The 25,784-nt window shown below is 49.0% G+C and carries 28 protein-coding genes and 1 pseudogene; 15 read left to right on the top strand and 14 right to left on the bottom strand.

Annotation, left to right across the window (positions count from 1 at the left end; all coding sequences use genetic code 11):
- Nucleotides 1-2,592, bottom strand: coding sequence for a type I restriction-modification system subunit M (locus tag AACH44_RS18280; RefSeq protein ID WP_338659396.1), 2,592 nt, complete (start codon nucleotides 2,590-2,592; stop codon nucleotides 1-3).
- 309 nt (nucleotides 2,593-2,901) lie between these two features.
- Between AACH44_RS18280 and rhuM the strand changes: the two are divergent.
- Nucleotides 2,902-3,645, top strand: a pseudogene (gene rhuM / locus AACH44_RS18275) (RhuM family protein); the annotation flags it as partial.
- 179 nt (nucleotides 3,646-3,824) lie between these two features.
- Here the strand turns inward: rhuM and AACH44_RS18270 are convergent.
- The 13 genes from AACH44_RS18270 to AACH44_RS18210 form a co-directional block, all read right to left on the bottom strand.
- On the bottom strand, nucleotides 3,825-4,094 hold the full coding sequence (locus AACH44_RS18270) for a PAAR domain-containing protein (protein ID WP_335473790.1): 270 nt from the start codon (nucleotides 4,092-4,094) through the stop codon (nucleotides 3,825-3,827).
- A 34-nt stretch (nucleotides 4,095-4,128) separates the two neighbouring features.
- The gene (locus tag AACH44_RS18265) at nucleotides 4,129-4,890 is read right to left on the bottom strand and encodes a hypothetical protein (RefSeq protein WP_338659395.1); all 762 of its coding nucleotides are present in this window, start codon (nucleotides 4,888-4,890) and stop codon (nucleotides 4,129-4,131) included.
- Between the two features lie 17 nt (nucleotides 4,891-4,907).
- On the bottom strand, nucleotides 4,908-5,816 hold the full coding sequence (locus AACH44_RS18260) for a hypothetical protein (RefSeq protein ID WP_338659394.1): 909 nt from the start codon (nucleotides 5,814-5,816) through the stop codon (nucleotides 4,908-4,910).
- A 6-nt stretch (nucleotides 5,817-5,822) separates the two neighbouring features.
- On the bottom strand, nucleotides 5,823-7,727 hold the full coding sequence (locus AACH44_RS18255) for a hypothetical protein (RefSeq protein ID WP_338659393.1): 1,905 nt from the start codon (nucleotides 7,725-7,727) through the stop codon (nucleotides 5,823-5,825).
- Nucleotides 7,717-8,565: a hypothetical protein gene (locus AACH44_RS18250; RefSeq protein ID WP_338659392.1), complete on the bottom strand. Its 849-nt coding sequence runs from the start codon at nucleotides 8,563-8,565 to the stop codon at nucleotides 7,717-7,719. The genes AACH44_RS18255 and AACH44_RS18250 overlap by 11 nt, the downstream gene beginning before the upstream one ends.
- Nucleotides 8,562-9,143 carry a DUF4123 domain-containing protein gene (locus tag AACH44_RS18245; RefSeq protein ID WP_338659391.1) on the bottom strand — a complete coding sequence of 194 codons (582 nt, stop codon included), beginning with the start codon at nucleotides 9,141-9,143 and terminating at the stop codon, nucleotides 8,562-8,564. The genes AACH44_RS18250 and AACH44_RS18245 overlap by 4 nt, the downstream gene beginning before the upstream one ends.
- Complete coding sequence (locus AACH44_RS18240; protein ID WP_338659390.1) at nucleotides 9,140-11,170, bottom strand: type VI secretion system tip protein VgrG; 2,031 nt, start codon at nucleotides 11,168-11,170, stop codon at nucleotides 9,140-9,142. Before AACH44_RS18240 ends, AACH44_RS18245 begins: the two co-directional genes overlap by 4 nt.
- A gap of 120 nt (nucleotides 11,171-11,290) precedes the next feature.
- Nucleotides 11,291-11,809, bottom strand: coding sequence for an Hcp family type VI secretion system effector (locus AACH44_RS18235; protein WP_039317969.1), 519 nt, complete (start codon nucleotides 11,807-11,809; stop codon nucleotides 11,291-11,293).
- Nucleotides 11,810-12,129: 320 nt separating this feature from the next.
- On the bottom strand, nucleotides 12,130-12,438 hold the full coding sequence (locus tag AACH44_RS18230) for a hypothetical protein (protein ID WP_338659389.1): 309 nt from the start codon (nucleotides 12,436-12,438) through the stop codon (nucleotides 12,130-12,132).
- Nucleotides 12,439-12,641: 203 nt separating this feature from the next.
- Nucleotides 12,642-13,253: an inovirus Gp2 family protein gene (locus tag AACH44_RS18225; protein WP_338659388.1), complete on the bottom strand. Its 612-nt coding sequence runs from the start codon at nucleotides 13,251-13,253 to the stop codon at nucleotides 12,642-12,644.
- A gap of 385 nt (nucleotides 13,254-13,638) precedes the next feature.
- Complete coding sequence (locus tag AACH44_RS18220; protein WP_338659387.1) at nucleotides 13,639-14,016, bottom strand: putative zinc ribbon protein; 378 nt, start codon at nucleotides 14,014-14,016, stop codon at nucleotides 13,639-13,641.
- Nucleotides 14,017-14,025: 9 nt separating this feature from the next.
- Complete coding sequence (locus tag AACH44_RS18215) at nucleotides 14,026-14,559, bottom strand: secretoglobin family protein (protein ID WP_338659386.1); 534 nt, start codon at nucleotides 14,557-14,559, stop codon at nucleotides 14,026-14,028.
- 105 nt (nucleotides 14,560-14,664) lie between these two features.
- A complete protein-coding gene (locus tag AACH44_RS18210; protein ID WP_103162365.1) occupies nucleotides 14,665-14,877 on the bottom strand; it encodes a helix-turn-helix transcriptional regulator in 213 nt (70 codons plus the stop codon).
- 554 nt (nucleotides 14,878-15,431) lie between these two features.
- Between AACH44_RS18210 and AACH44_RS18205 the strand changes: the two genes are divergently transcribed.
- The 14 genes from AACH44_RS18205 (at nucleotide 15,432) to AACH44_RS18140 (ending at nucleotide 25,619) form a co-directional block, all read left to right on the top strand.
- Nucleotides 15,432-16,355: a hypothetical protein gene (locus AACH44_RS18205; protein WP_338659385.1), complete on the top strand. Its 924-nt coding sequence runs from the start codon at nucleotides 15,432-15,434 to the stop codon at nucleotides 16,353-16,355.
- A gap of 108 nt (nucleotides 16,356-16,463) precedes the next feature.
- Nucleotides 16,464-17,339 carry a GTPase family protein gene (locus tag AACH44_RS18200; protein ID WP_338659384.1) on the top strand — a complete coding sequence of 292 codons (876 nt, stop codon included), beginning with the start codon at nucleotides 16,464-16,466 and terminating at the stop codon, nucleotides 17,337-17,339.
- 368 nt (nucleotides 17,340-17,707) lie between these two features.
- Entirely contained in the window at nucleotides 17,708-18,406 is a 699-nt protein-coding gene (locus AACH44_RS18195; RefSeq protein ID WP_338659383.1) for a DeoR family transcriptional regulator, read from the top strand.
- A 178-nt stretch (nucleotides 18,407-18,584) separates the two neighbouring features.
- Complete coding sequence (locus tag AACH44_RS18190) at nucleotides 18,585-19,157, top strand: hypothetical protein (protein ID WP_338659382.1); 573 nt, start codon at nucleotides 18,585-18,587, stop codon at nucleotides 19,155-19,157.
- Nucleotides 19,158-19,192: 35 nt separating this feature from the next.
- On the top strand, nucleotides 19,193-19,666 hold the full coding sequence (locus tag AACH44_RS18185) for a hypothetical protein (RefSeq protein ID WP_338659381.1): 474 nt from the start codon (nucleotides 19,193-19,195) through the stop codon (nucleotides 19,664-19,666).
- 16 nt (nucleotides 19,667-19,682) lie between these two features.
- A complete protein-coding gene (locus AACH44_RS18180) occupies nucleotides 19,683-19,916 on the top strand; it encodes a membrane protein (RefSeq protein ID WP_033071073.1) in 234 nt (77 codons plus the stop codon).
- Between the two features lie 84 nt (nucleotides 19,917-20,000).
- A complete protein-coding gene (radC, locus tag AACH44_RS18175) occupies nucleotides 20,001-20,474 on the top strand; it encodes a RadC family protein (RefSeq protein ID WP_338659380.1) in 474 nt (157 codons plus the stop codon).
- Between the two features lie 39 nt (nucleotides 20,475-20,513).
- On the top strand, nucleotides 20,514-20,849 hold the full coding sequence (locus tag AACH44_RS18170; protein ID WP_338659379.1) for a type IV toxin-antitoxin system YeeU family antitoxin: 336 nt from the start codon (nucleotides 20,514-20,516) through the stop codon (nucleotides 20,847-20,849).
- Between the two features lie 68 nt (nucleotides 20,850-20,917).
- Nucleotides 20,918-21,238, top strand: a complete 321-nt coding sequence (locus tag AACH44_RS18165; RefSeq protein ID WP_338659378.1) for a TA system toxin CbtA family protein — start codon at nucleotides 20,918-20,920, stop codon at nucleotides 21,236-21,238.
- Nucleotides 21,239-21,355: 117 nt separating this feature from the next.
- Nucleotides 21,356-22,189, top strand: coding sequence for a DUF4942 domain-containing protein (locus AACH44_RS18160; protein WP_338659625.1), 834 nt, complete (start codon nucleotides 21,356-21,358; stop codon nucleotides 22,187-22,189).
- Nucleotides 22,190-22,306: 117 nt separating this feature from the next.
- Nucleotides 22,307-22,558, top strand: a complete 252-nt coding sequence (locus tag AACH44_RS18155) for a ribbon-helix-helix domain-containing protein (RefSeq protein WP_338659377.1) — start codon at nucleotides 22,307-22,309, stop codon at nucleotides 22,556-22,558.
- A gap of 53 nt (nucleotides 22,559-22,611) precedes the next feature.
- The gene (locus AACH44_RS18150) at nucleotides 22,612-23,007 is read left to right on the top strand and encodes a DUF6088 family protein (RefSeq protein ID WP_338659376.1); all 396 of its coding nucleotides are present in this window, start codon (nucleotides 22,612-22,614) and stop codon (nucleotides 23,005-23,007) included.
- A gap of 177 nt (nucleotides 23,008-23,184) precedes the next feature.
- On the top strand, nucleotides 23,185-23,985 hold the full coding sequence (locus AACH44_RS18145; RefSeq protein WP_338659375.1) for a helix-turn-helix transcriptional regulator: 801 nt from the start codon (nucleotides 23,185-23,187) through the stop codon (nucleotides 23,983-23,985).
- Between the two features lie 359 nt (nucleotides 23,986-24,344).
- Nucleotides 24,345-25,619 (top strand): tyrosine-type recombinase/integrase, encoded by a 1,275-nt coding sequence (locus AACH44_RS18140; RefSeq protein WP_261850155.1) that lies wholly within the window; start codon nucleotides 24,345-24,347, stop codon nucleotides 25,617-25,619.
- Nucleotides 25,620-25,784: the final 165 nt, after the last annotated feature.

Here is a 25,784-nt window from a genome sequence, read left to right as displayed (position 1 = left end):
TTATTCGCCCTTCAATAAGTTAGTGAGTTCTGCCAAGCCCTGCATATCAAACTCATTACCCTTGAGTTCTCCCATCATCACCGCCAGCTCTCGCTCGGTAGTTTTAATGTCATTCGCCACTTGAGAGTAAGTGACGACGTATTTATCGGCAAGGGTTTGCACTTGGCTGGTGAGCTGGGTAATCACGGTGCTAGGCATAGTAGCGAGTTCGGTGCTTAATGGCGCAATCCATTTAAGGTGCAGCAAGTTGTTCACTTGTTCATCGGTTAATGCTTCGATGGTCGTTTTGGTTTTTAAATGCAGGGCAGTGGCGGCATCTTTGACCGTTTTTTTCAGGGCTTTTTCTTCATCGATTAATTTGTTTGCGCGAATGATTTTGGCTTCATAGCTTTCTTCTGCGAATTTAACTTTGCTGTCTTTTTGTTCTTTCAAGAAGGCTTTAGCAGCCTTGCTTAATTCGGCATTGGCAAAGCCGTCTTTGCTATCTTTGACGGTATCGTGTTCTTTTTCTTCTTCGGTTAGGGATTCTAAAATTTCTTCTAGCGTGCTGGCGATTTCTGCTAGTCGGGTTTCTTTAGCTGCCAGGGCTTGTAAGTCATCACTTAAGTAAGTTTGTTGCACTAAATCAAACGGCAATATGTGGCCTTTCCAGCCGTCTTGCACTTCGGTATCTTTACCGTCTTTCTTCTTGATGACGATATTAGGGTCAACTTGTCTGGTGGCGGCAAAGCCCTCTGTCTGCATCATTTCTAAATCGGCGCTGATGATTTGCCATTGGTTGTTCAGAAATTGGAAAGCCTGGTATTTGTCGATTAAGGCAATGGGAGCTAAACGAGTAAATAGTTCGGCACTTAATTCCGCTTCTTGTTGGTTACGTTTTACGCTTTGCCAGTTTTGTATTAACTGGGGGTTCAGGTGGTCATCAAAGCCATTAAAGGCTTGATTGTAGGCGCTGATAAACCCTACTACTTGCGGGTGCGCACTAATGCTGGCGTTAACGTCTTGTTTGGCAATGGCCAGATCACTGTAAGCGGCGGATTTTGGCGTAAACAGAGTGCCGTGTAATTGCGGGAAAGCTTGCCAATAGTTGTGTAGCTCGGCAATTTCGCTGTTGGGGATGCCGCCGAGCATGGTGGCGTGTAAATCCCAGCTTGGTGTCGCCGCAGAGGAATCCACATAGCGCGGTATGTTGAGGTTGTAGCCGTTGTCGACCAGGGCTTGTTTGCTTACCAGTTGCGAGAACTTGTCGATACTTTCGCGGTTAATCACCGCATCGGTAATACGCTTGATATCACTGGCTTGCAGTTTGTTGCTTTTGCCTTCTTTCATAAAATGCTTGGAGGCATCGACCACCAATACATCGGTGTTTTGACGTTTTTGTTTGAGGATCAAAATCACCGTGGGAATGCCGGTGCCAAAAAAGATATTGGCCGGTAGTCCGATAACAGTATCAATGTGATTCTGCTCAATAAGTTGCTTGCGAATTTCACCTTCTTCACCACCACGGAATAAGACCCCATGGGGTAGTACAATAGCCATAATACCATCGGGTTTTAGGTGGTAGAGATCGTGCAGCAAAAAAGCAAAATCGGCTTTGGTTTTAGGGGCTAAGCCAAAACGTGAATAGCGTGGATCGCTCTCTTTAAAGCTGGGGTCCCAGTTTTGTGAGTAAGGCGGGTTGGACACCACGGCATCGACATGCAAGGCGTAGTAAGAGCCTTGTGGATCGCTTTCATCAAAATACGGCCAATCGTCCTCTAAGGTATCGCCATTACGGGTTTTAATGTTGCTGGCTTTAATACCACGCATGATGAGGTTCATACGAGTTAGGTTGTAGGTGTTGGCTTTTAACTCTTGAGCGAAATAGGTGATGCTGTTTTTATTTTTAGCGTATTTCTCGACCGCCTCACCGATATTGATCAGCAATGAACCTGAGCCGGAAGTAGGGTCGTAAATCTTGATGGTATCTTTGTGTTTTAACTCATGGGCGATAATATTCGACATCAGTACCGAGACTTCATGAGGCGTGTAGAACTCACCGGCTTTTTTACCCGCATTGGCGGCAAATTTTTCAATCAGGTATTCGTAAATGTAGCCCAGCACGTCATACCCCTGATTACTATTCATGGGAATGCTTTTGATCAGGTGCAATAAATCGCTGATGGCTTTGGTGCGTTTGCCCGCACTTTCACCCAGTTTACTTAAACCTGTTTCTAGGGTGGTAAAAATGCCTTCAAACAGTTTTTTGTATGTTGGTGAAATCAAACGGCTAAAGGCTGAGAGCGCATCACGCACGTTCGATTCATCAAATTCGGATGTGGGATCAATCCATGTAGAAAACAGATTATCGTAGGCTATAAAGTAGCCCAGGTTGTCTTGCACGTATTTAACGGTGTCGGCGTCTACTTCATCGAGGGCTTTGATGTCTTCGGGTGTCATACCCTGTCTGGTGACAAACTGTACCAACTGGTCGCTTAGGTACTTGTAGAAGATAAAGCCGAGTATGTAATCTTTGTATTCGTTGGCCTCAATTTTAGAACGCATCTGGTTGGCTGATTCCCAGATTTTTGCCGCAAGTTGCTGTTTATTCACTATAAATCCTGTTATGAGCAATTCTTTTTCGAAAAGGGCTATTTTAGGGTTTTGATTGTACGTTTGATAAGAGCTCCTTGCTAGCGGCAAGGCTTTACGAGTCTGTGTTAGTGAGGTGTTTGCAGTCTCTATTTCTGCTAGGCATTTTAGACGATGATTGGTGAGTTATATGGGAAAGCCAAGTGACCACTAGCGAGCATATCAAAAATATTTTTGCAGAATATTGACTGGATGAAGAGGCAGTTGTTCGGTTTTACCGAACAACTGCCAGTGATTAAAAAATTATAAAATTCAATATGTTAACGTAGTATTATACCCGCGTTGGGCTATCGCGTCCGGTCCACTATAGGTACACAGTGCCGTCAGTGAGCCACACAAACCTTGCAGGAATACCTGATTAAAGGTTTTGTTATGGACGATGACCGACTGAAAAATCCACCCGTCGGCCAGTCAGTAGTGCCCGATTACTTTGGCGAAATGCTGGAACGCATCCGCGATATTCGGGCCAGTGAACGGCGCGTCTATTTACGGGTACGGGAAATCTTTGCTCTTGCAGCGGATAATCAACCCTCACTGAAAGAGACAACGCTCTTTTTCCAGACTATTCAGAATAAGCTGCATCTTGCCTGTACTGGAAAAACGGCTGCGGAGCTTATTCACCAACATGCCGATGCCAGTTTACCGAATATGGGGTTGACCAGCTTCAAAGGTGGCGAAGTGCGTAAAGAGGATGTCACTGTAGCTAAAAATTATCTCAATCAAAGCGAAGTTGATGAACTGAACCGTGTGGTCAATATGTGGCTGGATTTTGCTGAAGATCAGGCCAGACGCCGTCAGCAGGTATTTCTACGCGACTGGCAGGAAAAATTAGATCAATTTCTGCAATTCAACGATCGTGATGTCTTAAAAGGTACAGGTACGATCGGCAAGAAAATGGCAGATGACAAGGCTCAGGCTGAATATGAACAGTTTGCCGAGCAACAGCGCCGTATAAAAGAAGCTGAGGGCGAGCGGGATATCACTGAGCTATTACAGTGGCAAGTCAATCCGAAAACTAAGGATGCGCCATGGGCCAAAATTCCCGGAAGAATACAGCGCCAAAATTCTGGCTCTGACATTACTCCAAAATAGTTCTGGCTGTACTCTGTGATTTCAGCAGTGTGTCCTCAGCTAATTCCCTATACACCCGGAATATCTGAAATATTATCTGTTTTTATAAGGCTACCAGTAGGCTATTTACGGTTGTAATTCCCTGCACATGATGATGACACGCTACAGCCACAGGCCAGTTTCCCTGGCTCAAATATCATGGGGCGTCCATTATGAACCGCAGAACCATCACCGCCTGAAACCAGCGGAAACGTTCCCTTGTGGGTGGGACATACCGCGTTATCGCCAAGCAGACACTGCGGTATGCCATTAACAGGAAAGCCACTGGCTTCAATCATTTTTCCTCCACCTGAATGGGCATCCCCTAGGCGAATGGCACCACGTCCTGACATAGACTTTCTCCTTCGGTACAGAGCACCGTCAATTTTATCTACTGTCGCAACCGAGTTTCTTGCGCATCTGGTATTTCATGATAGCTGCTACCTGTTCTGACTGATCGCTGTAAGCCCTGTCTACATTCTCACATCCCTTCGGCTGTGGTGGTGGCGTATCGCTTTTGAGCGTTCCCCATACCACGTAGAGAGAGAAAACGACTATTACGGGTAGCACCAGCCACAAAAATATTCTGGTCTTACAGCGGTAAAGTTCGTCCCATATACTCTCTCTGTTGGCGCTGCGTCTGAAATAGGCTGATACCTGCGCCTGCCCGTAACGCTGTACGGCCCGTTGCAAATGCTCTGTGGGCACCAGCAGCCACTCTTCGGTGTCATTGACAACACCTTCTTCTGGGCGTCGGTAGAGGAAGTGATATCGATCTTTCATCAGTCGTTCGAGCTTTACCAAATCCTGCTCGAACTCACCCGTTCCCATTGAGTGATGAGATAGTACAATCACCCTGTCGCCAAAGCGCACTTTCACCGTATCGTTGTCGTAATCAAATTCGGCGGTGAAGGTATCCCCCAGCTTTTCTTCCAGCCACTCGACAATACTGAACGTGCCTTCTTTATAATCCAGAAAGTAACCATAGATTGCGATCAAGGCATTCACGTAGTTGTCTACGGATGATGCAGCCGGGTCGTCATCGAATTCGTTGTATTGCTGGAGCAATGCCTTTCGCACAGCCTGTGCCTGCTCGCCGCCGGAAGCGGCGAACACAGCAGAGAATTGTTCCCACGTTGGGATTTGCATGGTAGCGGTTCGCTCTCTTATAGGCCCGGCGGCAGCACCTGCGGATCACGCTGACGTACCACTTCAAGAAAGCGGTCAAGCAACTCATCGCGCTCAGTCACTTCTCCGGGCTGGCAGGTAATCGCGGCATAAGGTGTCTGCATCAGTGGATGGTCGATGTGAGCTGGGTTCGTCAACCCTATGATTTCGCGCAGACGCAATACAGCCAGGATCTCTGTGGGGTGGACGGCGAGGAATACGGAACCAAATTCAAATTGCCCGGTATCGTCTTCACGTTCAGTCAAGGCAATGCGTTCAATATGGGTATCACAAGCGGTGAGTAAAACAGGTAGAAATTTTTCTGGGTCTGGTTCACGCCAATGTGCCACCAACTGGCCCCAGGCGGGGTCGCGGGGTAAGGCGTGCTTGTCCAAGTCCAGCGGTTTACCTAACCAATCACCAATAATGGTCAGGCCGAAAGCAGCGTAGCGCAAAGTAGTGCCGAGTGGGAGATTGTGTCCATCATGAACGCCATAACCTCCATCAACACCATCAAATACTGTCTGATAGTGGAGTTGCACTAACTCAGGTCGTCCAGTCGCAATTGCCCCGAGCATCAAGTGTGTTTCGGTATCCAAATTTCCTGCGATTCGTCTGTCGGTGCCTTTCATTTCACGAATATCAAACATATTGGCTAGGATCATCCGCGTAAATGCGTGGGCCATATGTTTATTGGCATCACTGTGAGCCCCGTCTATTGCGGCGAGTAAGCTTTGATCGACCTTCGACATCCCGTAATCAAATAGGTCAGTATTAGCAAGAATTAATTTTCCTTCACCAGATAAATAAGCGGTGAGCCGATGTCCTCTTACTGGTGAACTTTCCTGTGCCCATTGTTTGACACTTTTTAATGACTTATCCAGTCTGCTTTTGGTATTACTAGTCATGATCTATCACCAAATATTAAGTTGAATACCGGACCCTGAGCCAACAAGACTATTTAATTTCCCTTTACTATCAAAGAATATTTGTGCATGCAGATACTTAATGGCACTTAATTTAGTCGCGTCATTAATAGCGTCTAGCTTATCCTGCACATTTGGGTCAACTTCCAGCATTTTTTCCTCAGTCCATCCTTGCCTTCGGTTTCTGATCTTTTTCTGGAGATCATTGAGTTTATCTGCTCCAGTTGACTGAGTCTTATTAAATCCCGGCGTCTTAGTCAAACCCAATGTCGTTTTGGTTTCAATCACCAGCAACGTGTCTTCCTTGAAGGTTAGCGTCTGGGTCGTGGCGGGAGTACCGTTTGCCCCATCCATGCTGTGGCGCATGGTGTTGGTTGTCGGTGCCCGCACGGTCAGCGACGGCGGCGGCGGCACCCAGACCAGCATATCCAGGCCGTGGCCGCTCTTGTTCGTCAGTCCGAAACGACTGGGCACTCCGGCTTTGTTACTGTAGCCGAGGATGCGTTCAGCGTTGAAACCCATCTTTTCCACCATGGCAGCGGCAAAGGCCTCTTCACCCGCATCACCGACCACTTTACAGACACGGCCTATGACTTTCAGGCTACTACCACGCTGGATAATCAACGATGTCAGATTGCTACGCAGCGTATTACTCATCACACAATAATTTGCTTTCCCTGTCGCCGTGGTCAGGGCAATCTGGCTGCGATTGGTATCTAATGATGGCCTGTTTCGCCATTCGATGTCACCGGTTTCGTCATGGCGTCCTGCCGGTCTGCGACCACGCAGTTCAATCGCCAGCGGCTCGCCGCTCGTGTGCCCCCCTAGTCGACGGCGCTCTTCTTCACTGATGGCATCGGTGTCGAAACGGGCGCTGGCGGGGACATCCCCCCGAATCTTGCGCAACACCCAGCGTGTCGCGCCCAGTGCCGCAGGGGAAAGCATCGCCAGGTTGATGAACATAAAGACCTGACGGCCACGCTCTTTGCCGTCTTGCGGATCGAATGCCTTGCCCAGGCTTTCAAAAAGGGCTTCGCCGTGGTCTATTCCTTCGCCGGTGATCAGTGTCGTGCTGCCGTTGGCAATGGCGTTGGCGGCCAGTGCCGCATCAATAGCCGCAAAGGTATACCGTACCCCTTTGTAGAGGCCGAAAAGCCCTCTGGCTACACCCACGACAGGAATAATCGACAAGACGCCAAGTCCTATCTGTGCGACGGCTAATACGCGCGTCCAGAGTTGGTTCAACGTTTTAGCCTGCTGATAGTGCTGAGCCAACGCCTGTGCGGCCTGCACCGGGTCGAACAGGCCGGAAACCGTCCACTCGAACTGCGTCAGAGCCAGGCGTTGTCCATCCGCGCCCATCAGTGGGTCTTCTCGATAACGGGCAGACGTAAATGTCCAGAAGTAGATACGGCTCCCCAGAAAGACACAGTTTGTCTGGTTACACGAGATCGTGGGGCGCTCGGTGATGTCTCCCCGGGTTACTTCTATTAGAAAGGCGGGCGTAACGTGGGTTTCCGTTTCCATGTCGTCTTCCAGACAGTGGAACGCCAACCCTTGTGCCGCCTGAAACGAATGGAGCTCGGCGAGATAAGCATCACCATGCTGCTCTCCCAGTTGGTGAAGAACTCGTTGCAGATAGGTATTACGGAAGTTTTCGACACGATCGGTGATCCAGGGATTTTGCATGAACCAGTCTGGCGTCGCCGCATCATCATAAGAGGGGATACCCAGCCATTGATCCGCGTCCCGTGGCCCGTTGCTGCCATTGATCGAGAACGGTACACCGAGTCCGGCACAATCGGTGCAAATCGATGCCGGGCTGGGTACATTACCATCCATTGCATCCTGAGAAAGTTGTTCAAAACTGGCACTGAGGGCGTTAGTTGTCATTGGATGTCTCCTCCATGAGCACACGCTGATGTTGTTGTAAAAATTGCAGCAAGAAATGGCAGAGCTGGCGCGGCTCCGCGTCCCGGCGTAACCCGTCATGCAACCCGCTGAATAACGGGTTGCAGTAAAATAAGCGTCCAAAGCTCAGTGCCAGTAAAACATGGCAGCCCAGACAAATCAGTTGATGCTGTTGCAGGTGCTGTAGGTCATCACTGGGCAGGGGCATATTTCCCGTCATCTGGCGTATGCCGAGCTGCTCATAAGCTGAATATGTCCGGCGCTTGACGGGGGGCAATGCCAGTTGGCGCAGCGCATCTGCTTCATAGGTTTCAAACAAGGCCTGTATCCGCTGAGGCGTATTGATACCGTACAGCAGTGCGGATTGCTCAAAGGCTCGCCAGATATTTTCTGCCTGTAATGCGCCAGGATTGATCGACAATAACGTGATAAAAATCTGATGCGCCTGCGGCATAACACGTTCAGTTTGTTGCCTCAGTGTAATGGCGGTGTTAACAGCCAGATTCAGCCGAGTCGGTTCAGGGAGTCCCGCCGCCGTCAAAATCGGATTGAGGGTGGCTTGATGGATATCATTCTGCCATCCCAGACCCAGCAGCAGGCTCAGGGTAACGTGTGTGTTGTATTGACGTCCATCGCTATATCCTGCCGCTATCGCTTCTTTACCGGCGGCTTCCACAAAAACAGGCATGTATTGTGGCGTGCTGGGCAGACGGGGTAACAGCGGAGCCAGTGTATCGCACAAGTAGCGTGATAACCGGATATCCGACTGCTTTCTGGCAACACGCGCCATGCTGTCGAGATCGATAGCATTCAGCATCATCTGGCCTCCTGATCAACGGGAAGATCGAGCCAGACCAGACAGCCATCGCACTCGGCTTCTTCATGGCGCTGTTGCTCAAACAGGGGTTGTACACGCCGTGACAGTGATGCCTGTGGGTCGTGGAAATACATCTCCTCAATCTCACCATCGGCGAAAAAACGTGATACGGCGGAAGACGTATGGGCAATGGAAGCAATATAAAGTTGCAGGGCTGACGGGGTGCCCAGACGCAAAATAAACCGCCGTGTTCCCTCCACAAACTTACTGAAATGCTTCAGATGTCGCCGCACCTCATCCGGTGACATGCGGGCAAATAGCACAATCATGGGCATCGTCTCAAACGCCTTGCCCAGCCACAGATCAAAGTCGCTGTCAGGCTCTGGCACACAAAGCCACGGTGTGTATGGCTCAAGCCCTGCCTGTGCATCCAGGTGCCATAACGGATAATGGACCACCTCGTGAAACTCCAGCCGCGCCAGCAGGTTTCGTTCAGCGCGGGTTTCAGTGAGCACATAGAGGCGAGTGCGGTTATTACGAATAGGAAGTCCGGCTTTCTCCAGTTGTTGATAGAAGCTCATTCTTTGCCCTCTTTAAGGGGGCACTCTTCAACCAGTGGTGTTCCTTGATTGATCGCCGCTTCAATGGCCTGAATTTGGTCGCCAGAGGGAGACGTAATGCTGACATTCCCTTTCAGTTGAATATTCGGCGCATTCAGTGTGATACCACTGCCATCAAGCAGGATGTTGCCTGCCGGGCCGCGAATTAAAATACGATCTGTGCCTTGCAGGATATATTCGGTCGTCAGCAATCTCTGACCACTTCTGGCCTCAATGGACTGTATGCCTTCAATGACCACTTTTTCATGCTCACCAATCGTGACGAGATGGCTGGCGGTAATATCTTCCTTCAGCGTATTACCGATGTTGCGTACTTCGTTACGATCAATGGTGACGAAGACGTCCTGGCGGATGTGCTCTTTGCGGTCGCGGCCAACCGTATTGGCTTCATCCTGACCAATATTGGTTTTGCGATCGCGCGCGACGGCAATTCTCTGATCATTACCGATAGAGAGTGTCTCATCATGATTGACCTGAATATTCTGGTCTTTTTGTGCATGGATAAAAATTTCTTCGTTGTTTGCGGCATCTTCAAAACGCAGTTCGTTAAATCCGCCCCCTTTGTGCGTTTTGCTCTTGATGGTCATCCGTGTTTTATGCAACGGTAGCTCATACGGCGAGGGGTTGGTGGCATGAAAGGTTCTGCCAGTGACAATCGGCTGGTCCGGGTCACCTTCGAGGAAGCTGACGATGACTTCATGCCCGATACGCGGGATGGCTATCAGCCCGTACTGACCACCGGCCCAGCCCTGACTGACTCGTACCCAGCAGGAACTCTGGTCATCGCTGGAACCATATCTGTCCCATGGGAATTGCAGTTTGATACGGCCATATTCGTCACAGTAGATTTCCTCACCGGCGGGGCCGACCACGGTAGCAATCTGCGGGCCATCGACCATCGGTTTGTACGGCAGGTCGGCACGCCAGGTGCTTTTGGCACTGATAACCTCGAAGCTGTTGCTGTAAGTGGTGGGTTCACCGCCGCTTTCCTCTTCCAGCGCCTGCGGCTGCTGCCCGCTGTGGGTGATGGCAACCAGTTGCCAGCCGCTGTTGAGTGCCGGATTGGGGTGTTCGGTGAGGGTAAAGCTGCTGCCCGGCATCAGCATCGCGGCATTGGATTCACCGGAGCCGGTCATCGCACCCGACCTCAGTGCGTCCAGCCGATAGCCGGTAAAGGCCTTGCCGCTCGGGTCTTGCTTGAAGCGTCCAGGGTAATCATAGTGCTGATAGCTTTCACGCTGATGTGCCAGCTCGCCGCCCATCTTGCTGTGCAGCAGGCCGTAGGCGGGGGTTTTGAAGCTGTAATCCTTGAGGGCCACTTCTGCGGTGCTGACAGCTTCGGCGTAGCGGAAGCGACGCACATAGTCGCCTTCGCTTAGGCCCTGTGTAGCAAGATTGAAGAACAGCGCCGGGCCTTTGGTCAATGCTCCCGCATCATCGGCAAAGACCACGCGGTGTTTACCTTCCTCAAACTCGTGGAAGAAATACAGCCCTTCCTCTGCCGCCAGTCGGGTGACAAACGCCAAATCACTTTCACGATACTGTACGCAGTATTCACGTGGCGCGTGGTCGTGACGTAATGCAAAGGCATAATCGGTAATGCCGGACTCTTCCAGCAACGTACCGATAATGGACTCCGGCTTTTGCGCCTGAAAGATGCGGGCATTGGTACGCAGCCCCATCCGCCACAGTGCCGGGCGAACCTCTGCCTGATAGCGGGTTCGGCGAAAGCCGGTGTCGCCCTGCGCGAACGCACTGACAATGCCGCTGACACGGCGCTTCAGTTCGCCTTCATACCACACCAGCAGCTCACAGGGCTGGTCAAGTACCGTACCAAAATCGACATCCGGCAAGGCACTCGCCAGATTCAGCGACAGGGCAAACGGCTGGTTTAGTGCCTCGCTGAGCTGAAAATCCACCACGGCAAAGGTCGAGGCGGGCAAGGCACCGACCTTTACCGTGAACTGTAATCCTGTACTGTTTGCCACGTTTATTCCCTCGCTTCCCGTGATGAAGACCGTGCTGTCTGCACTCAGGTCTGGAGAGTCAGACCTCAGGGCAGTACACGCGGAAAACCCGGCACACAGGCCGGGTTGAATACAGCAGGATTACGCTTCGACCGGCGCACGCCAGTCATCAGAACCCGAGGTTCCGGCAACGGTGTGTTCCCAGTCGATTTTGCGGTAGGCCAGCGAGACTTCGATTAACTGGGTGTAGTCCAGTTTTGACGGATCCTGGCAGTGTGGCATTTTGCAGTCGATGTCAACGATGGTGGCATCGGTCAGCACGGTAGAGAAGAAGTGCTCCTGCTTACCTTCAACCGAGGTGCGATACCACTTCAGGGTCACGGTCGGCAGCATTTCACCGGAGGCCAGTGAGTTGTACATCAACGGAACCGCTTTGTTCAGTGCGACGGTGAACTTGAACGGTTTGTGTACACGCTGGCCGGATGGCTGACCCGACTGCGGGTCGGTTGGTACGGTGACGATGTGTTTGAATTCCTGTACCAGCATTTCATCTTCGTGGCCTTCCACATAGATGTTGCCGACAGAATCAGAGGTGAACGCCCCTGCGGTGATATTGCCCTGAGTTTTCCCTTCGATGCTGATATAGCATGGAGTTGGCATAGTCTTGCTCCTTGTTGTTGAACGTGATGAGTAACTTCACATTCTGCATAGCAATTCACATGCCAGTTTTTATCTGATTGTTTTTGCTATTTATTTCCTTAACTCAAATTTTCCCTAAGCCAAATTTGAGCAAGAAGTTGCGCAGACCTCGCGAAAAAACGGCATCCATTGCGCAAAAAGTGATTTCCACCAGAAAGTGAGCAAGAAGTTGCGCAGAATGCGCAGTTATGCTGAAAGTTTGCGTTAGGGGTATGAGACTGTAGTCTATTTGAAAGATGTGACCGATGAATGATGCGTGGTTACTCATAAATTCATTAATATCAAGTAGGATAATAATTTCTCCAGTAACCAAAGCAGGTGAAGAAAACGTATTCATCAATCATCGCCAAAAGGGTTGGTTGAGTCTTCCGACGGGGGTTAATCCACACCTGAACCTGTCTGTCGGTTTTATTAGTCAGCGATGCCCATTCCCGAAAAAACAGGCCGTTAAGTCGCTCAGACCAGCACAGCAGCGTCAGGGCCTCCTGAATGCCGGGTTCATTTTCCCGATCAAATAGCATCTGAAGGCTGTCACTCAATACCTCCAGATGCAGTCGGTCACATTCGCTGATGAGAATACCGTTCAACATAGGGTATCGGCGAAGATGATGAGTATTTTTACTGGCAGAATAGCTCTGCTACCAGCCTCAATACGTGATATCCCTGATTGCTGCATTAGCCTGGTGGGAATAATCAGATGCGCTTTACGCTGGTCTGGCAGGGAAACTGCCGTCAGGCCTGACTGAGACGTTGTTGATGGGTAGGATCAGGAGACAGTAATGTTTCTTCTGCATCAACGCTGACTACACCCAAACGACCGTTCTTCCCTGCAATACGATTTGGTTCGTTCTTTGGCGAAGTAGCTCACTCGGAACGTCAGTTTTCCATAGACCGTTCGATAATCTTCAGCGTTGATATCCAGATAATAGAGCGGGTTTTCAGGGAAGTGTACCAGTGTCCGATAGTCAGGTCGGTTACTCTGGCCTAACCCACTCAGCCATGCAGACTGTATCAACGACGCTAACCCCGTTCCGCTTTCGTCATACCTCCCCAGGCTACTGAAAGTGTCTTTGTTGACGAATAAGATGACATGGTAATGCGACTTCTGATTTTCCTCTCCAACTTCGCGTACCCAGGCATGACGCAACTGACAGGGATAGGTCCGTTTCCCTTGCTTCTGCTTACTTCGATATCGCGCTTCAATCTTTGCAGCCAGTGATTCAATGAAACGGGACATCAAGCCCTGGCGTGCATTGAATTCATCGTCTGGCAGGCGCAAATCTACCCGTATTGCCAGGGTGCGCGGATGCTCGGTTATTGCGTTATTTATCACGTTAATCATACGTTGCAGATAAGACTCGTTAAACGGCGCATGGCGCTGATCGATACGAATGCTATTTATCATGGTTTTCACTTATAAGATTGCTACAGGCAGGGCATAGCCTTACCCGTAGTGGGCTAAGAAATGAGTTAAGTAATGTGTGGAGATACTGCTGAAGTAGGAGTAAGAAGGATCACACTTGCATGTGAATGACTACCTGCCTGATAATCAGATGGGCAGATAGTTTAATTAATAATATCAGTTGGTTAATAATACCAATCCGTCATCGACCACGCCGGATAGTTACCTGTGGCATACGGTGTTACCTGGAAAAATCAGGTTAATTTTTACTCCGAAGTTATCCTGCTCATACTATGGCCTGTTAACGTACCAAAACGCCTGAAGACGATTCGGTACGTGTTATATTTGGGGAGCTTCTGTAGAGCCTGCGTTTCAGTCTTTCAGGCAATTATATTTCCTGGCTGTAAATGCCTGTCTTGCACCGTGAGCATTGTTTCTTTCCCTGGTAGTGGCTACCACACATTGGGCATCGCCAGTGGGTAACCCGCTGAACGGGTGGTAGCGGTGCAATGAGCCTTTGCAGTTGCTTCATATTGGAGGACGTTTGATCCTTTGAGATAAGGTAAGCGCAATGTAATAGCGCTTCGGGATCACCAGTAGTAATGACATGCTCAAACCATGCAGGCGACATTACCGTTGCAGGATGAAATACCAACGGACACTGGCAGTGATGGCAGCACCACTCATCGTCAGCAGAATCGACCTGACGGGCTGCCACGATTTCACCGGTATTCCTCTGTGCGATGTAGCATTTTTCTATACGCATAGCCCACCTTCACAATGGCCGGGTAGCATCAATGTAATCCTTCGTCAGCGTTGCCAGCCCTCGGTAAGCTTTTTGTCGTGCCGATACCCACTGTTTTAACTCGTCAGCATTAGGCAAGTGTAGTGAATACCATTCATCCAAATCGCTACCCGTGGTGAGATCACACCAACACAGCAGTATTAGGGCATGACGCATCTCCGGTTGCGTATGCAATCGGAATAGCATTTTTAATTGTTCTGCCAGCTTTCTTTTTCCCAACCGGCAACATTCACTGAATAGCACACCTGGAAGCAAGGGGTAATCAATATGCTTAATCAGTTGGGGAATAATATTGCAATCTACTACCTGCTCCGTGCGTATAACCTGGAGCAGACACTGTGGAATGACAATAATGGATGTGCTGCCATCTTCTTGTTGGCCTGACGTAATCGTCAACTTGTGCCAGTGCTCTATTTTCTGCTGACACAAGCCATGCCACAAATTTATTCGAATAAAATCATCAAGCCAGGTTTGATAATGGTTAAGTAATGGAGGCTTTTTCATCGTTGTATTCCTTCAATGCTGGATTTCAGGCAGCAGAAAACCGCCGCTGACGCGGATAATGGTGATAGCTGACTAAAAGGTGTTATTAGTGGATAAAAAGGAGGGTTAGCGTTGCTTACGGGATTTGGCAATGCTCTCTTGTAACCAAGCCTCAACTTCACTCTTTAGCCAACGAGAACTCCGGCCAAATTTAACGGGCGCAGGAAAATCGCCATCCTGAATCAGCTTATAAAACCATTTATCCGTCATCTCCGTGAGGGTGGTGATAAATTTCATATCGATAAACTGATCTTCCAGTAAGGTCGGTTGTGTTGCCATATTGATATTCTCCGGCTGGTAAACAGATATCAGAATCGGGGATTTTGCTTACCTGCCGACTCCGCTATACCAACTGGTCAATCTGTAAAAAACCTTCAATTACGCAATTGCGTCCATAGAGGTAATCACATTATTATTCACACAAGAGTTAATTATCTCTACTGACTTCATCATTTTCCTTTCAGATGTGAATTATTAAACTCTCATCAAGATCGCAAAATCTATAGTTACTCGACTTTATTGATCCGTAATACACGTACTCCATACTCGTTGTCAAAATCCCTCCATCTACCTGCCAACCGCTCACTAAGCGAGCAATGTTCAACGGTCCCATGCAACATATCACCTGTTTGCCAGATGATCTCTGTTGTGAGTATGCATAGTGGGCCACCTTTACTTGTGATGGAAGCATAGCGTAACTCGAAAAAATCAAAGTAAAATGAATGTACTTATAACAGATAAACACACTATTCACTAAGTATTGAACTACATAAAAAAACACATTAATATATACACACATTACTACGTAGTTTACTACAAATCGGATGATTGATATGGCAGATCTAATACCCAGTTTACCTAAAATCAATACTGTAAGAGATTGCAAGGCATGCTTTATCTACATGGCCAGGAAAATAGAAAACTATAACGGCCCAGCTCTAGACATCATTTATAATGACTTTTCAATACCTCAAGGCAATAAGATTATTTTTGATGAGATTTTAAAACACTCTCAATCAGATGTGGATGCTAGATATTTTTTTAAAAAAATGGTTCGTGAACTTGAGGATATGCGTGTTCCATCATCTAATTTTGATTGGTTAAGTGATGAGACCGTCGTTAATTTTTTCTTTTTTTATATCACCACCTACAATTATCGTGATCATTTTATTAATGTAACGTTTTTCTTTGATGGGGTGTCGATAATTAACTTCCCCAAAAAATACAATTCAATAATGACAAAAGAAAACAAAGTTGATTTAATCACTATTTTCTTCAATGTATGGGAAATCTCAATAGACACAAAACTTAATATTATAAATGAAATAAAAATATTATGGATGAAAGGAAGTAAAGAATTCCCTAATCCATTTCACTGGTTGGACAATAAAGACATTGAACAGCAAAAGAAAATGACAGCCAGAATTCTAAAAAAAATAGAATCTGGTGCTCCAGACATATCACAACTAAATCTACTGAAGAGCAATCAGATCATTCATATTTTAAAAGCGGTTTTTTTGTTCTGGCCTGCTCACGATGACACCAAGAGAGTTGAGCTTGATAGAATAAAAAAGGCTTATAAACAAGAAAAGTTTAGGGAGAGTGTGAAAGATAAAAAAGTAATAAACACATATGTGAAAAATGAAGTAAAAATGATGCTAGATGAATTGGCAAAATATAATGAAAGAAATATAAGCCAAGAAATAGAGTTTTTGATAACACAAGCATGGGAGCATCATATGGAAAAAAAGCTATAGCTGTGATCAAATTAAAATAATCTCAGATAGATATTATCCCCATGCACATCCCAATCTGTGGCGGTTTTCAATATCCGCCACACTGTTTTTTCTGTCTGAGAAATCCTTATGCCCAACCACGAGAACCTACGCGAGATACAGGCGTCGCTGTCAGTATTGCCGGATAGCCTGCACCAGCACGTCATTGACCACATTGAACAACTGATCCAATACGAACCCGTCATCGGTATCATGGGCAAGACCGGGGCGGGTAAATCCAGTTTATGTAATGCGCTATTTCAGGGGGACGTGTCCCCGGTCAGTGATAGCCGAGCCTGTACGCGGCACGCCCTTACGCTTCGGCTGTCATCAGAACAACGCAGTATCCTGTTTGTTGATTTACCCGGTGTCGGCGAGAGTGAGGAGCGAGATCATGACTATGCAGCACTCTACCAGCACTGGCTGCCGCGCGTTGATCTTGTGCTCTGGCTGCTCAAGGCCGATGACCGGGCGTTTGCCATTGACCAGCATATCTATCGCACTGTTATCGGTGAGCACTACCGTGACAAGATACTGTTTGTCCTGAACCAGGTGGATAAGCTGGAGCCCAGTCACGAATGGGACCGGGAGTCACAGCAGCCCTCATTAAAGCAGTCCGGTAATATCTATGCCCGGCGCGTCGCCGTGCGTTCCACTTTCTTTCCTGCCCATCCAGTTTGCGCCGTGTCGGCGAAAACCGGTTGGGGTATGGCAGCAATGGTGGAAACGTTGTTTCAGAGTTTACCGCCAAAGGCCAGCAGTCCGCTGTCGGCTCGGCTACGGCCCAACTGGCGGTCAGTGGCTATTGAGAGCCGGGCTCGGGATGATTTTGCCCAGTCGGTCGGCGACATACTTGATAGCGTGATTGCACTGCCTGCTATTCCCTCACCGCTAAAAATACTTATCGGCGGCCTCAAACAAACTGTGGTGTCACTTGCCCGTTCATTGTGGTCACTGCTGTTCTAGGCAATACCTATGCTTTCCCATCCCGTCCGGCCCTGTCGCTTTTGCGCCAGGGCTTTTGTTTATTCTTTTTCTGAGGACATTCCTATGATTCGGTTAACGTGACTCGTCGTGATGGAGGAACCATGCTGGCGACATGCCAGTGAGTGATGTGCCGAGTGTTATCACGCTGTAACCACATGGACAGGGTATGTCCGACCGTTAGCGTTTGCCCCCATAGCCTGTTTACCTCAATCGCCTCTCAGGCCGCATCCCATCGGCTTTCTTACTGAAAATAAAAATATTTTTCATAGTGTCCATACCCTGACCACGCCCCTCTTTAAAGTAATCACAGGACTTTCATTCCGTTAACTGCCTCAGGAGGCTGCACCATGACACAGGCTGACCGCCGATATGACCGGCTGGCCGTCAGGCTGTCATTGATAATCAGTCGATTACTGGCGGGCGAAACGCTGAGCGTCAGAAAACTGGCAGCAGAGTTCGGCGTCTCTACCCGTACCTTGCGACGGGACTTCCGTGAACGGCTGATGTATCTCGACCTGGAATACCGTAACGGCCTTTGTCGTTTGCCGGAGCACCATAACCCGGCACGGCATGGGCAGGATGTGCTGATGTTTGTCCGACAGACCGGGATGGAGAACGTGTTTCCCGGTCTGGATAACCGGTTGGTTAATACCCTGCTGGACAGTGGGGAGGACGCGCCCTGTCTGGTCTGGCATCCGCCCTTGCGTGGTACACCGACGCTGCCGGGGCATTTTTACCGTCTGACCAGAGCGATTGGCGAGCAGCTACGCGTCACGATTCTGGCTGACGGTCAGCGTTATGACGGGTTATCGCCTTACCGGCTTATCTGCCTGTATGGCGAATGGTATCTGGTGGCCGAGTCGCTGGGGCATCTTCTGGTCCTGCCGCTGCATGAGATTCACGGCGTGACGGTGTCCACCGAGTCATTCCTGCGCCGCGATGATATCTGCCACCTGACCACGCAATCCGACTTCATCACGGCATTGCCGCACTTTCGCTTTATTCACGACGTACTCACCACCTTCGGCACGTCTCTAACCACGTAAGTCAAAGACGCGATGCCAACACCAGAGAAAACCAGAAAGACGGATAAAAAAGGACAGTACCCGTAGCGGCACACCGAGGCCGTTACCGGACAGTTCAGTGAAGGACCACACCAGACGTCACGGACAAGCACAGTCCTGTCTTGACGATATTCATGATGACTTCAACATAAAGGATACGATGATGTTTACCTACCTTCCGGGCAAACGGGGATGGTTGATAATCGGGCTACTGGCAACCCTCTCCGCTCAGGCAGAAACCGAGCTTCCTGCTCAGGTCACCTGGCTTACCTTCAAAAGGCTTGGCTGGACCAACCCTGATGGGCTGAGTGATGACCAGTTAATTCGCATGACCTATAAAGGCAGAACGTTTTTTAACTATCCCTGGACTGAGCAGTTTTTTGTCAGAGATGGCTACGGGCCGCTGTTTCTGGCGAATAAAAAGGCCAAAACCCTTTCTCGGGTCAATATGAATACGCGGTCAAAAACATCAGGTGACCTGGAGGTGGTTTATCGTGGTAACAAAACCAGCAACTGTACCTATGAAATTACCGACACAAAGGTCTATTTCAACGCCAATTTTGCCGACGGCAAGCCCGAGCAGCCGACGTTATTGCTGAGCATTCCAGAAAAGTGTATCGACCAGAAAAAGATGGCGGAAATTAAGGCGCAGAAACGTGAACAGGAGCAGAAACTGGGTAAATGGCTGGCAGACGGCTTCAACAAAGAGCACCACCGCCGTTACGGCTACTGACCCTGAGACGTGTCCATTCACACAGAGGAACTCGCATGAAACACATTCATTCACTTCTGTTCGCTGGCGCACTGTTGTTGCCGTTATCCGTACAGGCCGTACCGAACCTGTGGAGTACCGACTCCGGTCAGGGTGTCACCGAATATCGGATAGCCAATACCGAAGGCAGTATCTTTACCGTTAACTGTACCGGCAACCCTGACGAGGACCACACGCTGCAACACAGCGTGGCGGTGTCGCCCGTAGGTGGTCAGGGTGTTGATTCCCATTTTTCCACCGAGGTGTCTATCGTCGTCGTTATCGATGACCAGCAGTACGGTATTCCGTCCTCGTTAGGATGGCGTAATGCCGATAATGCCTGGTTCGCGTTTATTGAGGCGATTGGCAGCGCAACGCAGTTTGACGTTTATCTCAATGACCAGCATGTGGGTGCCTGGGAGCCCAGGCAGAAAAACGTGCAGAAGGTGCTGGCTGATATCGCGTCGTGCGTCACAACACGCCGGGAATAATCGGGAGAGGTAACCCATGCCCATTATTGCCATCATCGTTATTGTCGTGGTTGTGATTGTTTTAAGTAAAACCGGTATCTCGGACAGCCTTATTGGCCTGGTTATCGCCACCGTTGCAGGGTTGCTCACCGGCAGCGGAACTGCAGGTATTGCCAGCGTGGCGCTGACACCGTTTCTGGGTATCCCGATAGGGCTGTTTATCGGTGTAACCGTATTCGCCAAAGTACTGCGCTGGTTTTCCCGACGCTAGTGATAGCGTTAACCACACGAAGTAACCCCATCCCCGCTCCTGTTGCTTATGCAGCAGGGGTATTTTATTTATTAAGGAATCATCATGTCATGTAATTCATTGGCAGGCAGCGTTGTGTCCAAAGAGCAGCGCATTATTCAGATGGCGCTGTGCCTGCTGGAAAAGCGCGTGCGTAAAAATGCGCGGCAGTTCAAAACCTCGGAGGACACCAAAAGCTGGTTAATGCTGGAGCTCAGTAGCCTGGAGCGTGAAGTCTTTATGGTGCTGTATCTGGATAACCAGCACCGTCTGATAGAAAAGGAAGTTATCGCACTGGGTGGTATCAACAGCACCGAAGTGCATCCGCGTGAAATCCTCAAAGCCTCACTGCGTCATAACGCCGCTGCCGTGATACTGGCACACAATCATCCTTCCGGTTGGGCTGAGCCCAGTCAGGCTGACCGCAACATTACTGACAGGCTGAAGGACTCACTGTCACAACTCGACGTCAAAGTACTCGACCATCTGGTTGTCGGCGGCACTGAGGTGGTGTCGTTCGCTGAACGCGGCTGGCTGTGATGACCGCATTGACCACCATACTTTTATAAGGAAACCATTATGCCATCATCGGATACCCCGGAATGGGGACTAAAATGTGCCATCACGCCGCGATTCGGAGCCAGACTGGTGCAGGAAAGTAACCGTCTGCATTATCTGGCCGACCGGGCCAGTTTTATCGGTACGTTCAGCAAAACAGAAGCCCAAAGTCTGGAACGTTGCTTCCCTGAGCTGATTAAGCTGTTGGAGCAGAAACTGCTGGCGGGGCAATTGAATCCCCGCCAGCAGAGCTGCATCATTCTGCATTGCAACGAATGGACCTGTGAAGCCGATACGCTGGGCAGTTTTGGTTATGTGTATATTGTGATTTATCCCTCTTCGGTAGCAGCAGAATAATCCGTTGCTTCTCTCCCCATTCTGAGCATTTCCCTGATTTTATCGACTTAACCTGAGAGACAATTCCCATGCAACCATCACCGGCAATCCCGCCACGGGAGGATATCCCTTGCCCGTCACCTGTAGCCGTCTGGCAGCAACTGTTGACCTATCTACTGGAAAAGCACTACGGCCTCACGCTGAATGACACGCCGTTCTGTGAGGAAAATGTGATTCAGGAGCATATCGATGCTGGCATCACACTGGTCAATGCCGTCAATTTTCTGGTGGAAAAATACGAGCTGGTGCGTCTCGATCGCAACGGCTTTAACTGGCAGGAGCAATCGCCATTTCTTATCGCCGTTGATGTTCTCCGTGCCAGACGCGCTACTGGCCTGCTCAAGGCATAAAGACTGCGAGCCGCTTTCCAGTAATACCAGGCCAAATCTATTTATCTTCTTCCCCAATGCATAATGCGCCAGCCTTCACCGGCTGGCGCATTTGCTTGTATGTATGGACCATAAATGATGCAAACTGAACCCGAGGTGTTAACCGAACACACCGAGCTTATTTGCTCGACCAATATCGAACGCGTCGTCACCGGGCGCGACACCGCGCTGCAACAGATAGAGCAACTCCTCAATCAGCTACGGACGATCTCAACGCTAACAGCGACTATCGGTGGCGGCACTGCCGAAGACTGGGCATTGAAGCAAGGGCATCGCTACGATTGCTGGCTGACAGAAACGCCTGCTAAAGCGATGCCAGCTATCACCCGCGCGTTGGATCGCAATATCTGGCGTGATTTGATGCTGAAATCCGGCATGTTGGCTCTGATGGATGCTGAAGCGCGTAGCCAATGGCACAAGAATCTGGATGAGGGTGAGCTACCAGTCATCAGCGAAGCCAATATTCTCAGCACCTTTGAGCAACTTCATCAGAGTAAACAAGAGGTATTCGAGCGTGGGGTAATCAACGTATTCAAAGGACTATCGTGGGATTACAAAACCAATCACCCTTGTTATTTTGGCAAAAAAATTATCATCAGTAATCTGGTGACATACAACCGTTGGGGCTTCTGCCTGAACTGGGGCTGGCGACGCGATCAACTGGCCGACCTAGAGCGTATGCTGTATCTGTTGGATGGCAAACCGATCCCCGACAACCGAGGCGATGTCACTATCCGGCTGATGGACCATATTCGCGATAATCCTCATCAGCAGGAATATGAAGATGAGTATTTTAGCGTGCGTTACTTTCAGAAAGGCACCGGACATCTCACCTTTAAATGCCCCGACTTGATCGAGCAGATGAACGACATTATTGCCAAACATTATCCGGGGATGTTGGCGGCGCGGTGAGCGCGTGATGTAGCTGTAGCAGGGATGCTGATATTGTGCTCACTTGATGAATGATGTATCAATCACACAGGTTATCTTAATAAAAGGTGATGGGCCTTTCTTGCCGAGGTGATACTGATGGGAACGCCGTCTAAAAAGACGATCAGTGCTCAAATACCCGCCGAACTTGCTGCTGCGGTTGAAAATCTGGCTATTGAACTGGATAGATCCAAAAGCTGGGTGATTAAAGAAGCACTGACCGTAATGATCGAAGAGAGAGAACGGCGGCATCAGATGGTTCAAAAAGGACTTGCTGATGTTGATGCTGGGAAGGTGGTAAGCCATGCCGATGTGCTCGACTTTGCTAACGAGCTGAAAATGCATAATTGATAAGAACGCATAGGGCGAGTGTATCGATTTTCTTGCCAGTAACGGAGGAGAACATGACGATGAGAGATCGTATCCAGTCCAGACTGAAGCGCTCAATGCATTATGTCTTCACTCGTGATGACTTCAAGGATATTGGCAGCTATGCCCAAGTTGGAAAAGTATTACGTATTCTGGTCAGTGAAGGCCTATTGTTGAAAGTGGGTTATGGGGTATACACCAAAGCCCGTCAAAATAGCATTACCGGCAACATTATGCCCGCCGCGCCAGGGGGATCTTCAGCCGTGATTATTGAAACGCTAGAGCGTTTAAATGTCCCTTATCGTTTCGTCGGTGCAACGGCAGCGTATAACAGCGGAAAATCCACTCAGATCCCTGCTTTTCTGGAAATAGAAACCCCACCGAGTTTTAAGAGAGTGCTTAGCGTAGGGAACAGTAAGCTCAATCGATGACTTGAAGCATTAGCTCTTTCCTTAATCGTATTTGCTGCTATCAATATAGTGTAGTTCTACCTTACAGCTTGCTGATATTGCTGAAACGGCAAGGAGCTTGCCAATTAACCCTAATTGGTGTTTATAACGCTATTACGTGTTTTAATGCTGTTTACCGATTTCAGTAGGGTATGCTCCATGTTGCAAAACAAGATCAAACAGTTTCGTACCCAGCTATCTATCACTCAACGTGAGCTGGCAGAAAGAGTGGGAACCAGTCAGCAACAGATTCAGCGCATAGAGACAGGGAAAGTTGCCGCAAAGCTAGGTTTGGCACAGGCGATATGCGCTGTTTTGAATAAGCCGTTAAGCGCAGTGTTTCCTGATGGTGATGAAGTGTTAAAGGAGTTCCGCACTTATCGTACTCAGGCTGATGAAGAACTGGATAGCTGTGCTGCCAATGGCATTGAAATAGATAATGGTATTTGGTCCGTGAAGATCTATCTGCGAGGACATCAAGAACCACTCTGGCTGCCAATATCTGCGGCTGATAAGCGTCGATTCTTTGCCTATTTTCAAGAGAAAACAGATCTAGAAATTGAGCGATTTTTTATATTCGATTCAGAACAGCATCGCTATGCGTTAAATACCCGCGAAGTGGCTTTTCACCAGTTTCTGTTTGAACCACTTACTCCTATTTACGGCGATGGGGATGAGCATGGGACTGAAGATATCTATTATAATGTCCACATTACGCTGGAAAACGGTGGCCCGATTATCGGACTGAGTGTCGAATCAGATGAACCTGAGAACGAAGAGACAGGAGCCTTAGGACAGTTAGACGGACTCTTTGATATGCTTGAGTCTGGCCCTGAAAAAACAGCACGTTATGTGATAGCCGATGCTGATGGCGAAGATGCTTTTATCCGTATTGGCTCAATCGCTATGGTGAAGGTTTCGCTTGATGCGCTAGAGCCAGTTGAAGATGATGAAGAATAAGATTAATTAATTGATTTATATAAGTTTTTAAAATAAACGAGGCTGAGTATATATGTGAGTATACAATATAATAACATTGGTTTTTAAAATTATATTTATCAGTTGCTTACGTTGTAAAATTCGGTCCGGCCTTCGCACCATTGTATGAAAATTAAGTCACCTCAGGGTGGCTTTTTTTATGTCCATAATCGTCCATTGACGTCCATATCTACCTGTAAAATAACGATTTTAATTTCATTCCCCTCTCGCTATATTGTATGTTTTATCCACAGTGGTCTTTTTTCGTCCATTGACATCCAGACAATTTGGGGGTCAAAATAAGGGTCAATTCACTTCGATTATGAGTTGACCCCCAAATTATGGCGCTGACCGACGTTGTTGCCCGTACCGCCAAGCCTCGCGAGAAAGCCTATAAGCTCGCGGACGCGCATGGCCTGTATCTTTTAGTGAGTCCTAACGGCTCTAAGCGCTGGTATCTCAAATACCGCTTTGAAGGTAAGGAAAGCCGGATTGCATTCGGTGCCTATCCGCTGATCTCGCTGGCGAAGGCCAGAGAGAAGCGTGATGAGATACGATTGCTGCTGTTGGAGGGTATCCACCCAACGGAAAAGCGTGAAGGAGAAAAAGAGCAGGCGCAAGAAGCGTTGAATACTTTTGCGAAGGTCGCGCAGGACTGGCACCGAAACATTAGCCAAAACAGATGGTCAGAAACGCACGCCGGACGGGTATGGCGCGATATGGAACGAAATCTCCTGCCTGCTATTGGGCATCGCCATATTGCCGATCTGAAAACTAAAGACCTGCTGGAGCCGCTGAAAGTCGTCGAACAGAACGGTCATCTTGATTTGGCGTCACGGCTGCGCCAGCGCGTCACCGATATCATGCGCTACGCGGTGCAGAACGATCTGATAGAACGCAACCCCGCGCAAGACCTCTCCGGGGCGATAGCCGCACCAAAAGCTACCCATCGGCCAGCCCTGAAGCTGAATAAACTGTCTGACTTTCTGGCAAGGATAGAACGCCACAAAGGACGGGCGTTGACCAGACTGGCGTTAAAACTCACGCTGTGCGTTTTTATCCGCTCCAGTGAGCTACGTTTTGCCCGCTGGCCGGAAATCGATTTTAAACGCGCTATGTGGACGATACCGGCTGAACGTGAAGCCATTCCCGGCGTGAAGCACTCACAGCGCGGCGCAAAGATGCGCTCTGAACATCTGGTGCCCCTATCCCGACAGGCTTTAGCGCTGCTGGAAGAGATTAAGGCCATCAGCGGTGCTCATGAACTGATCTTCCCCGGCGATCGTTGGCCAACTAAACCGATGAGTGAAAACACCGTCAACAACGCATTACGAACCATGGGCTATGACACCACCACCGAAGTGTGCGGACACGGCTTTCGCACGATGGCCTGTAGCGCACTGGTGGAGTCCGGCCAGTGGTCACGGGATGCGGTAGAGCGCCAGATGAGTCATCAGGAACGCAACGGCGTTCGTGCTGCCTATATCCACAAAGCGGAACATCTGGATGAGCGCAGGCTAATGCTGCAATGGTGGGCGGATTATCTCGATGCGAATCGGGAGAAGGCGGTTAGTGCGTTTGATTTTGGGAAAATCAAAGATATAGGACATCAATAGTGAGTGTAATTTACGTGAATGAAATCCTTATTCACGTAAATTAAAGCTCTGATTACTTACCGGATGAAGTTTATCTGCATATAAATTTCATCTGGTAAACTCTCAAGGGGCGGCCGTACAACCTCTTCCATTGGGGGCTGATAGATTGTCTGAAGCTGGTCACAC

It is taken from the genome of Pectobacterium araliae (genome assembly GCF_037076465.1).
GTDB lineage: Bacteria > Pseudomonadota > Gammaproteobacteria > Enterobacterales > Enterobacteriaceae > Pectobacterium > Pectobacterium araliae.
Note: the sequence above shows the minus strand (reverse complement) of the source record. Positions and strands in the feature narration are given on the sequence as shown.

Excerpts from the sequence above, each read along its gene's own strand:
- AACH44_RS18270 (WP_335473790.1), bottom strand. The coding sequence starts at position 4,094 with ATGTCAGGACGTGGTGCCATTCGCCTAGGGGATGCCCATTCAGGTGGA.
- AACH44_RS18265 (WP_338659395.1), bottom strand. The coding sequence starts at position 4,890 with ATGCAAATCCCAACGTGGGAACAATTCTCTGCTGTGTTCGCCGCTTCC.
- AACH44_RS18260 (WP_338659394.1), bottom strand. The coding sequence starts at position 5,816 with ATGACTAGTAATACCAAAAGCAGACTGGATAAGTCATTAAAAAGTGTC.
- AACH44_RS18255 (WP_338659393.1), bottom strand. The coding sequence starts at position 7,727 with ATGACAACTAACGCCCTCAGTGCCAGTTTTGAACAACTTTCTCAGGAT.
- AACH44_RS18250 (WP_338659392.1), bottom strand. The coding sequence starts at position 8,565 with ATGATGCTGAATGCTATCGATCTCGACAGCATGGCGCGTGTTGCCAGA.
- AACH44_RS18245 (WP_338659391.1), bottom strand. The coding sequence starts at position 9,143 with ATGAGCTTCTATCAACAACTGGAGAAAGCCGGACTTCCTATTCGTAAT.
- AACH44_RS18235 (WP_039317969.1), bottom strand. The coding sequence starts at position 11,809 with ATGCCAACTCCATGCTATATCAGCATCGAAGGGAAAACTCAGGGCAAT.
- AACH44_RS18230 (WP_338659389.1), bottom strand. The coding sequence starts at position 12,438 with ATGTTGAACGGTATTCTCATCAGCGAATGTGACCGACTGCATCTGGAG.
- AACH44_RS18225 (WP_338659388.1), bottom strand. The coding sequence starts at position 13,253 with ATGATAAATAGCATTCGTATCGATCAGCGCCATGCGCCGTTTAACGAG.
- AACH44_RS18220 (WP_338659387.1), bottom strand. The coding sequence starts at position 14,016 with ATGCGTATAGAAAAATGCTACATCGCACAGAGGAATACCGGTGAAATC.
- AACH44_RS18215 (WP_338659386.1), bottom strand. The coding sequence starts at position 14,559 with ATGAAAAAGCCTCCATTACTTAACCATTATCAAACCTGGCTTGATGAT.
- AACH44_RS18210 (WP_103162365.1), bottom strand. The coding sequence starts at position 14,877 with ATGGCAACACAACCGACCTTACTGGAAGATCAGTTTATCGATATGAAA.
- AACH44_RS18205 (WP_338659385.1), top strand. The coding sequence starts at position 15,432 with ATGGCAGATCTAATACCCAGTTTACCTAAAATCAATACTGTAAGAGAT.
- AACH44_RS18200 (WP_338659384.1), top strand. The coding sequence starts at position 16,464 with ATGCCCAACCACGAGAACCTACGCGAGATACAGGCGTCGCTGTCAGTA.
- AACH44_RS18195 (WP_338659383.1), top strand. The coding sequence starts at position 17,708 with ATGACACAGGCTGACCGCCGATATGACCGGCTGGCCGTCAGGCTGTCA.
- AACH44_RS18190 (WP_338659382.1), top strand. The coding sequence starts at position 18,585 with ATGATGTTTACCTACCTTCCGGGCAAACGGGGATGGTTGATAATCGGG.
- AACH44_RS18185 (WP_338659381.1), top strand. The coding sequence starts at position 19,193 with ATGAAACACATTCATTCACTTCTGTTCGCTGGCGCACTGTTGTTGCCG.
- AACH44_RS18180 (WP_033071073.1), top strand. The coding sequence starts at position 19,683 with ATGCCCATTATTGCCATCATCGTTATTGTCGTGGTTGTGATTGTTTTA.
- radC (WP_338659380.1), top strand. The coding sequence starts at position 20,001 with ATGTCATGTAATTCATTGGCAGGCAGCGTTGTGTCCAAAGAGCAGCGC.
- AACH44_RS18170 (WP_338659379.1), top strand. The coding sequence starts at position 20,514 with ATGCCATCATCGGATACCCCGGAATGGGGACTAAAATGTGCCATCACG.
- AACH44_RS18165 (WP_338659378.1), top strand. The coding sequence starts at position 20,918 with ATGCAACCATCACCGGCAATCCCGCCACGGGAGGATATCCCTTGCCCG.
- AACH44_RS18160 (WP_338659625.1), top strand. The coding sequence starts at position 21,356 with ATGCAAACTGAACCCGAGGTGTTAACCGAACACACCGAGCTTATTTGC.
- AACH44_RS18155 (WP_338659377.1), top strand. The coding sequence starts at position 22,307 with ATGGGAACGCCGTCTAAAAAGACGATCAGTGCTCAAATACCCGCCGAA.
- AACH44_RS18150 (WP_338659376.1), top strand. The coding sequence starts at position 22,612 with ATGACGATGAGAGATCGTATCCAGTCCAGACTGAAGCGCTCAATGCAT.
- AACH44_RS18145 (WP_338659375.1), top strand. The coding sequence starts at position 23,185 with ATGTTGCAAAACAAGATCAAACAGTTTCGTACCCAGCTATCTATCACT.
- AACH44_RS18140 (WP_261850155.1), top strand. The coding sequence starts at position 24,345 with ATGGCGCTGACCGACGTTGTTGCCCGTACCGCCAAGCCTCGCGAGAAA.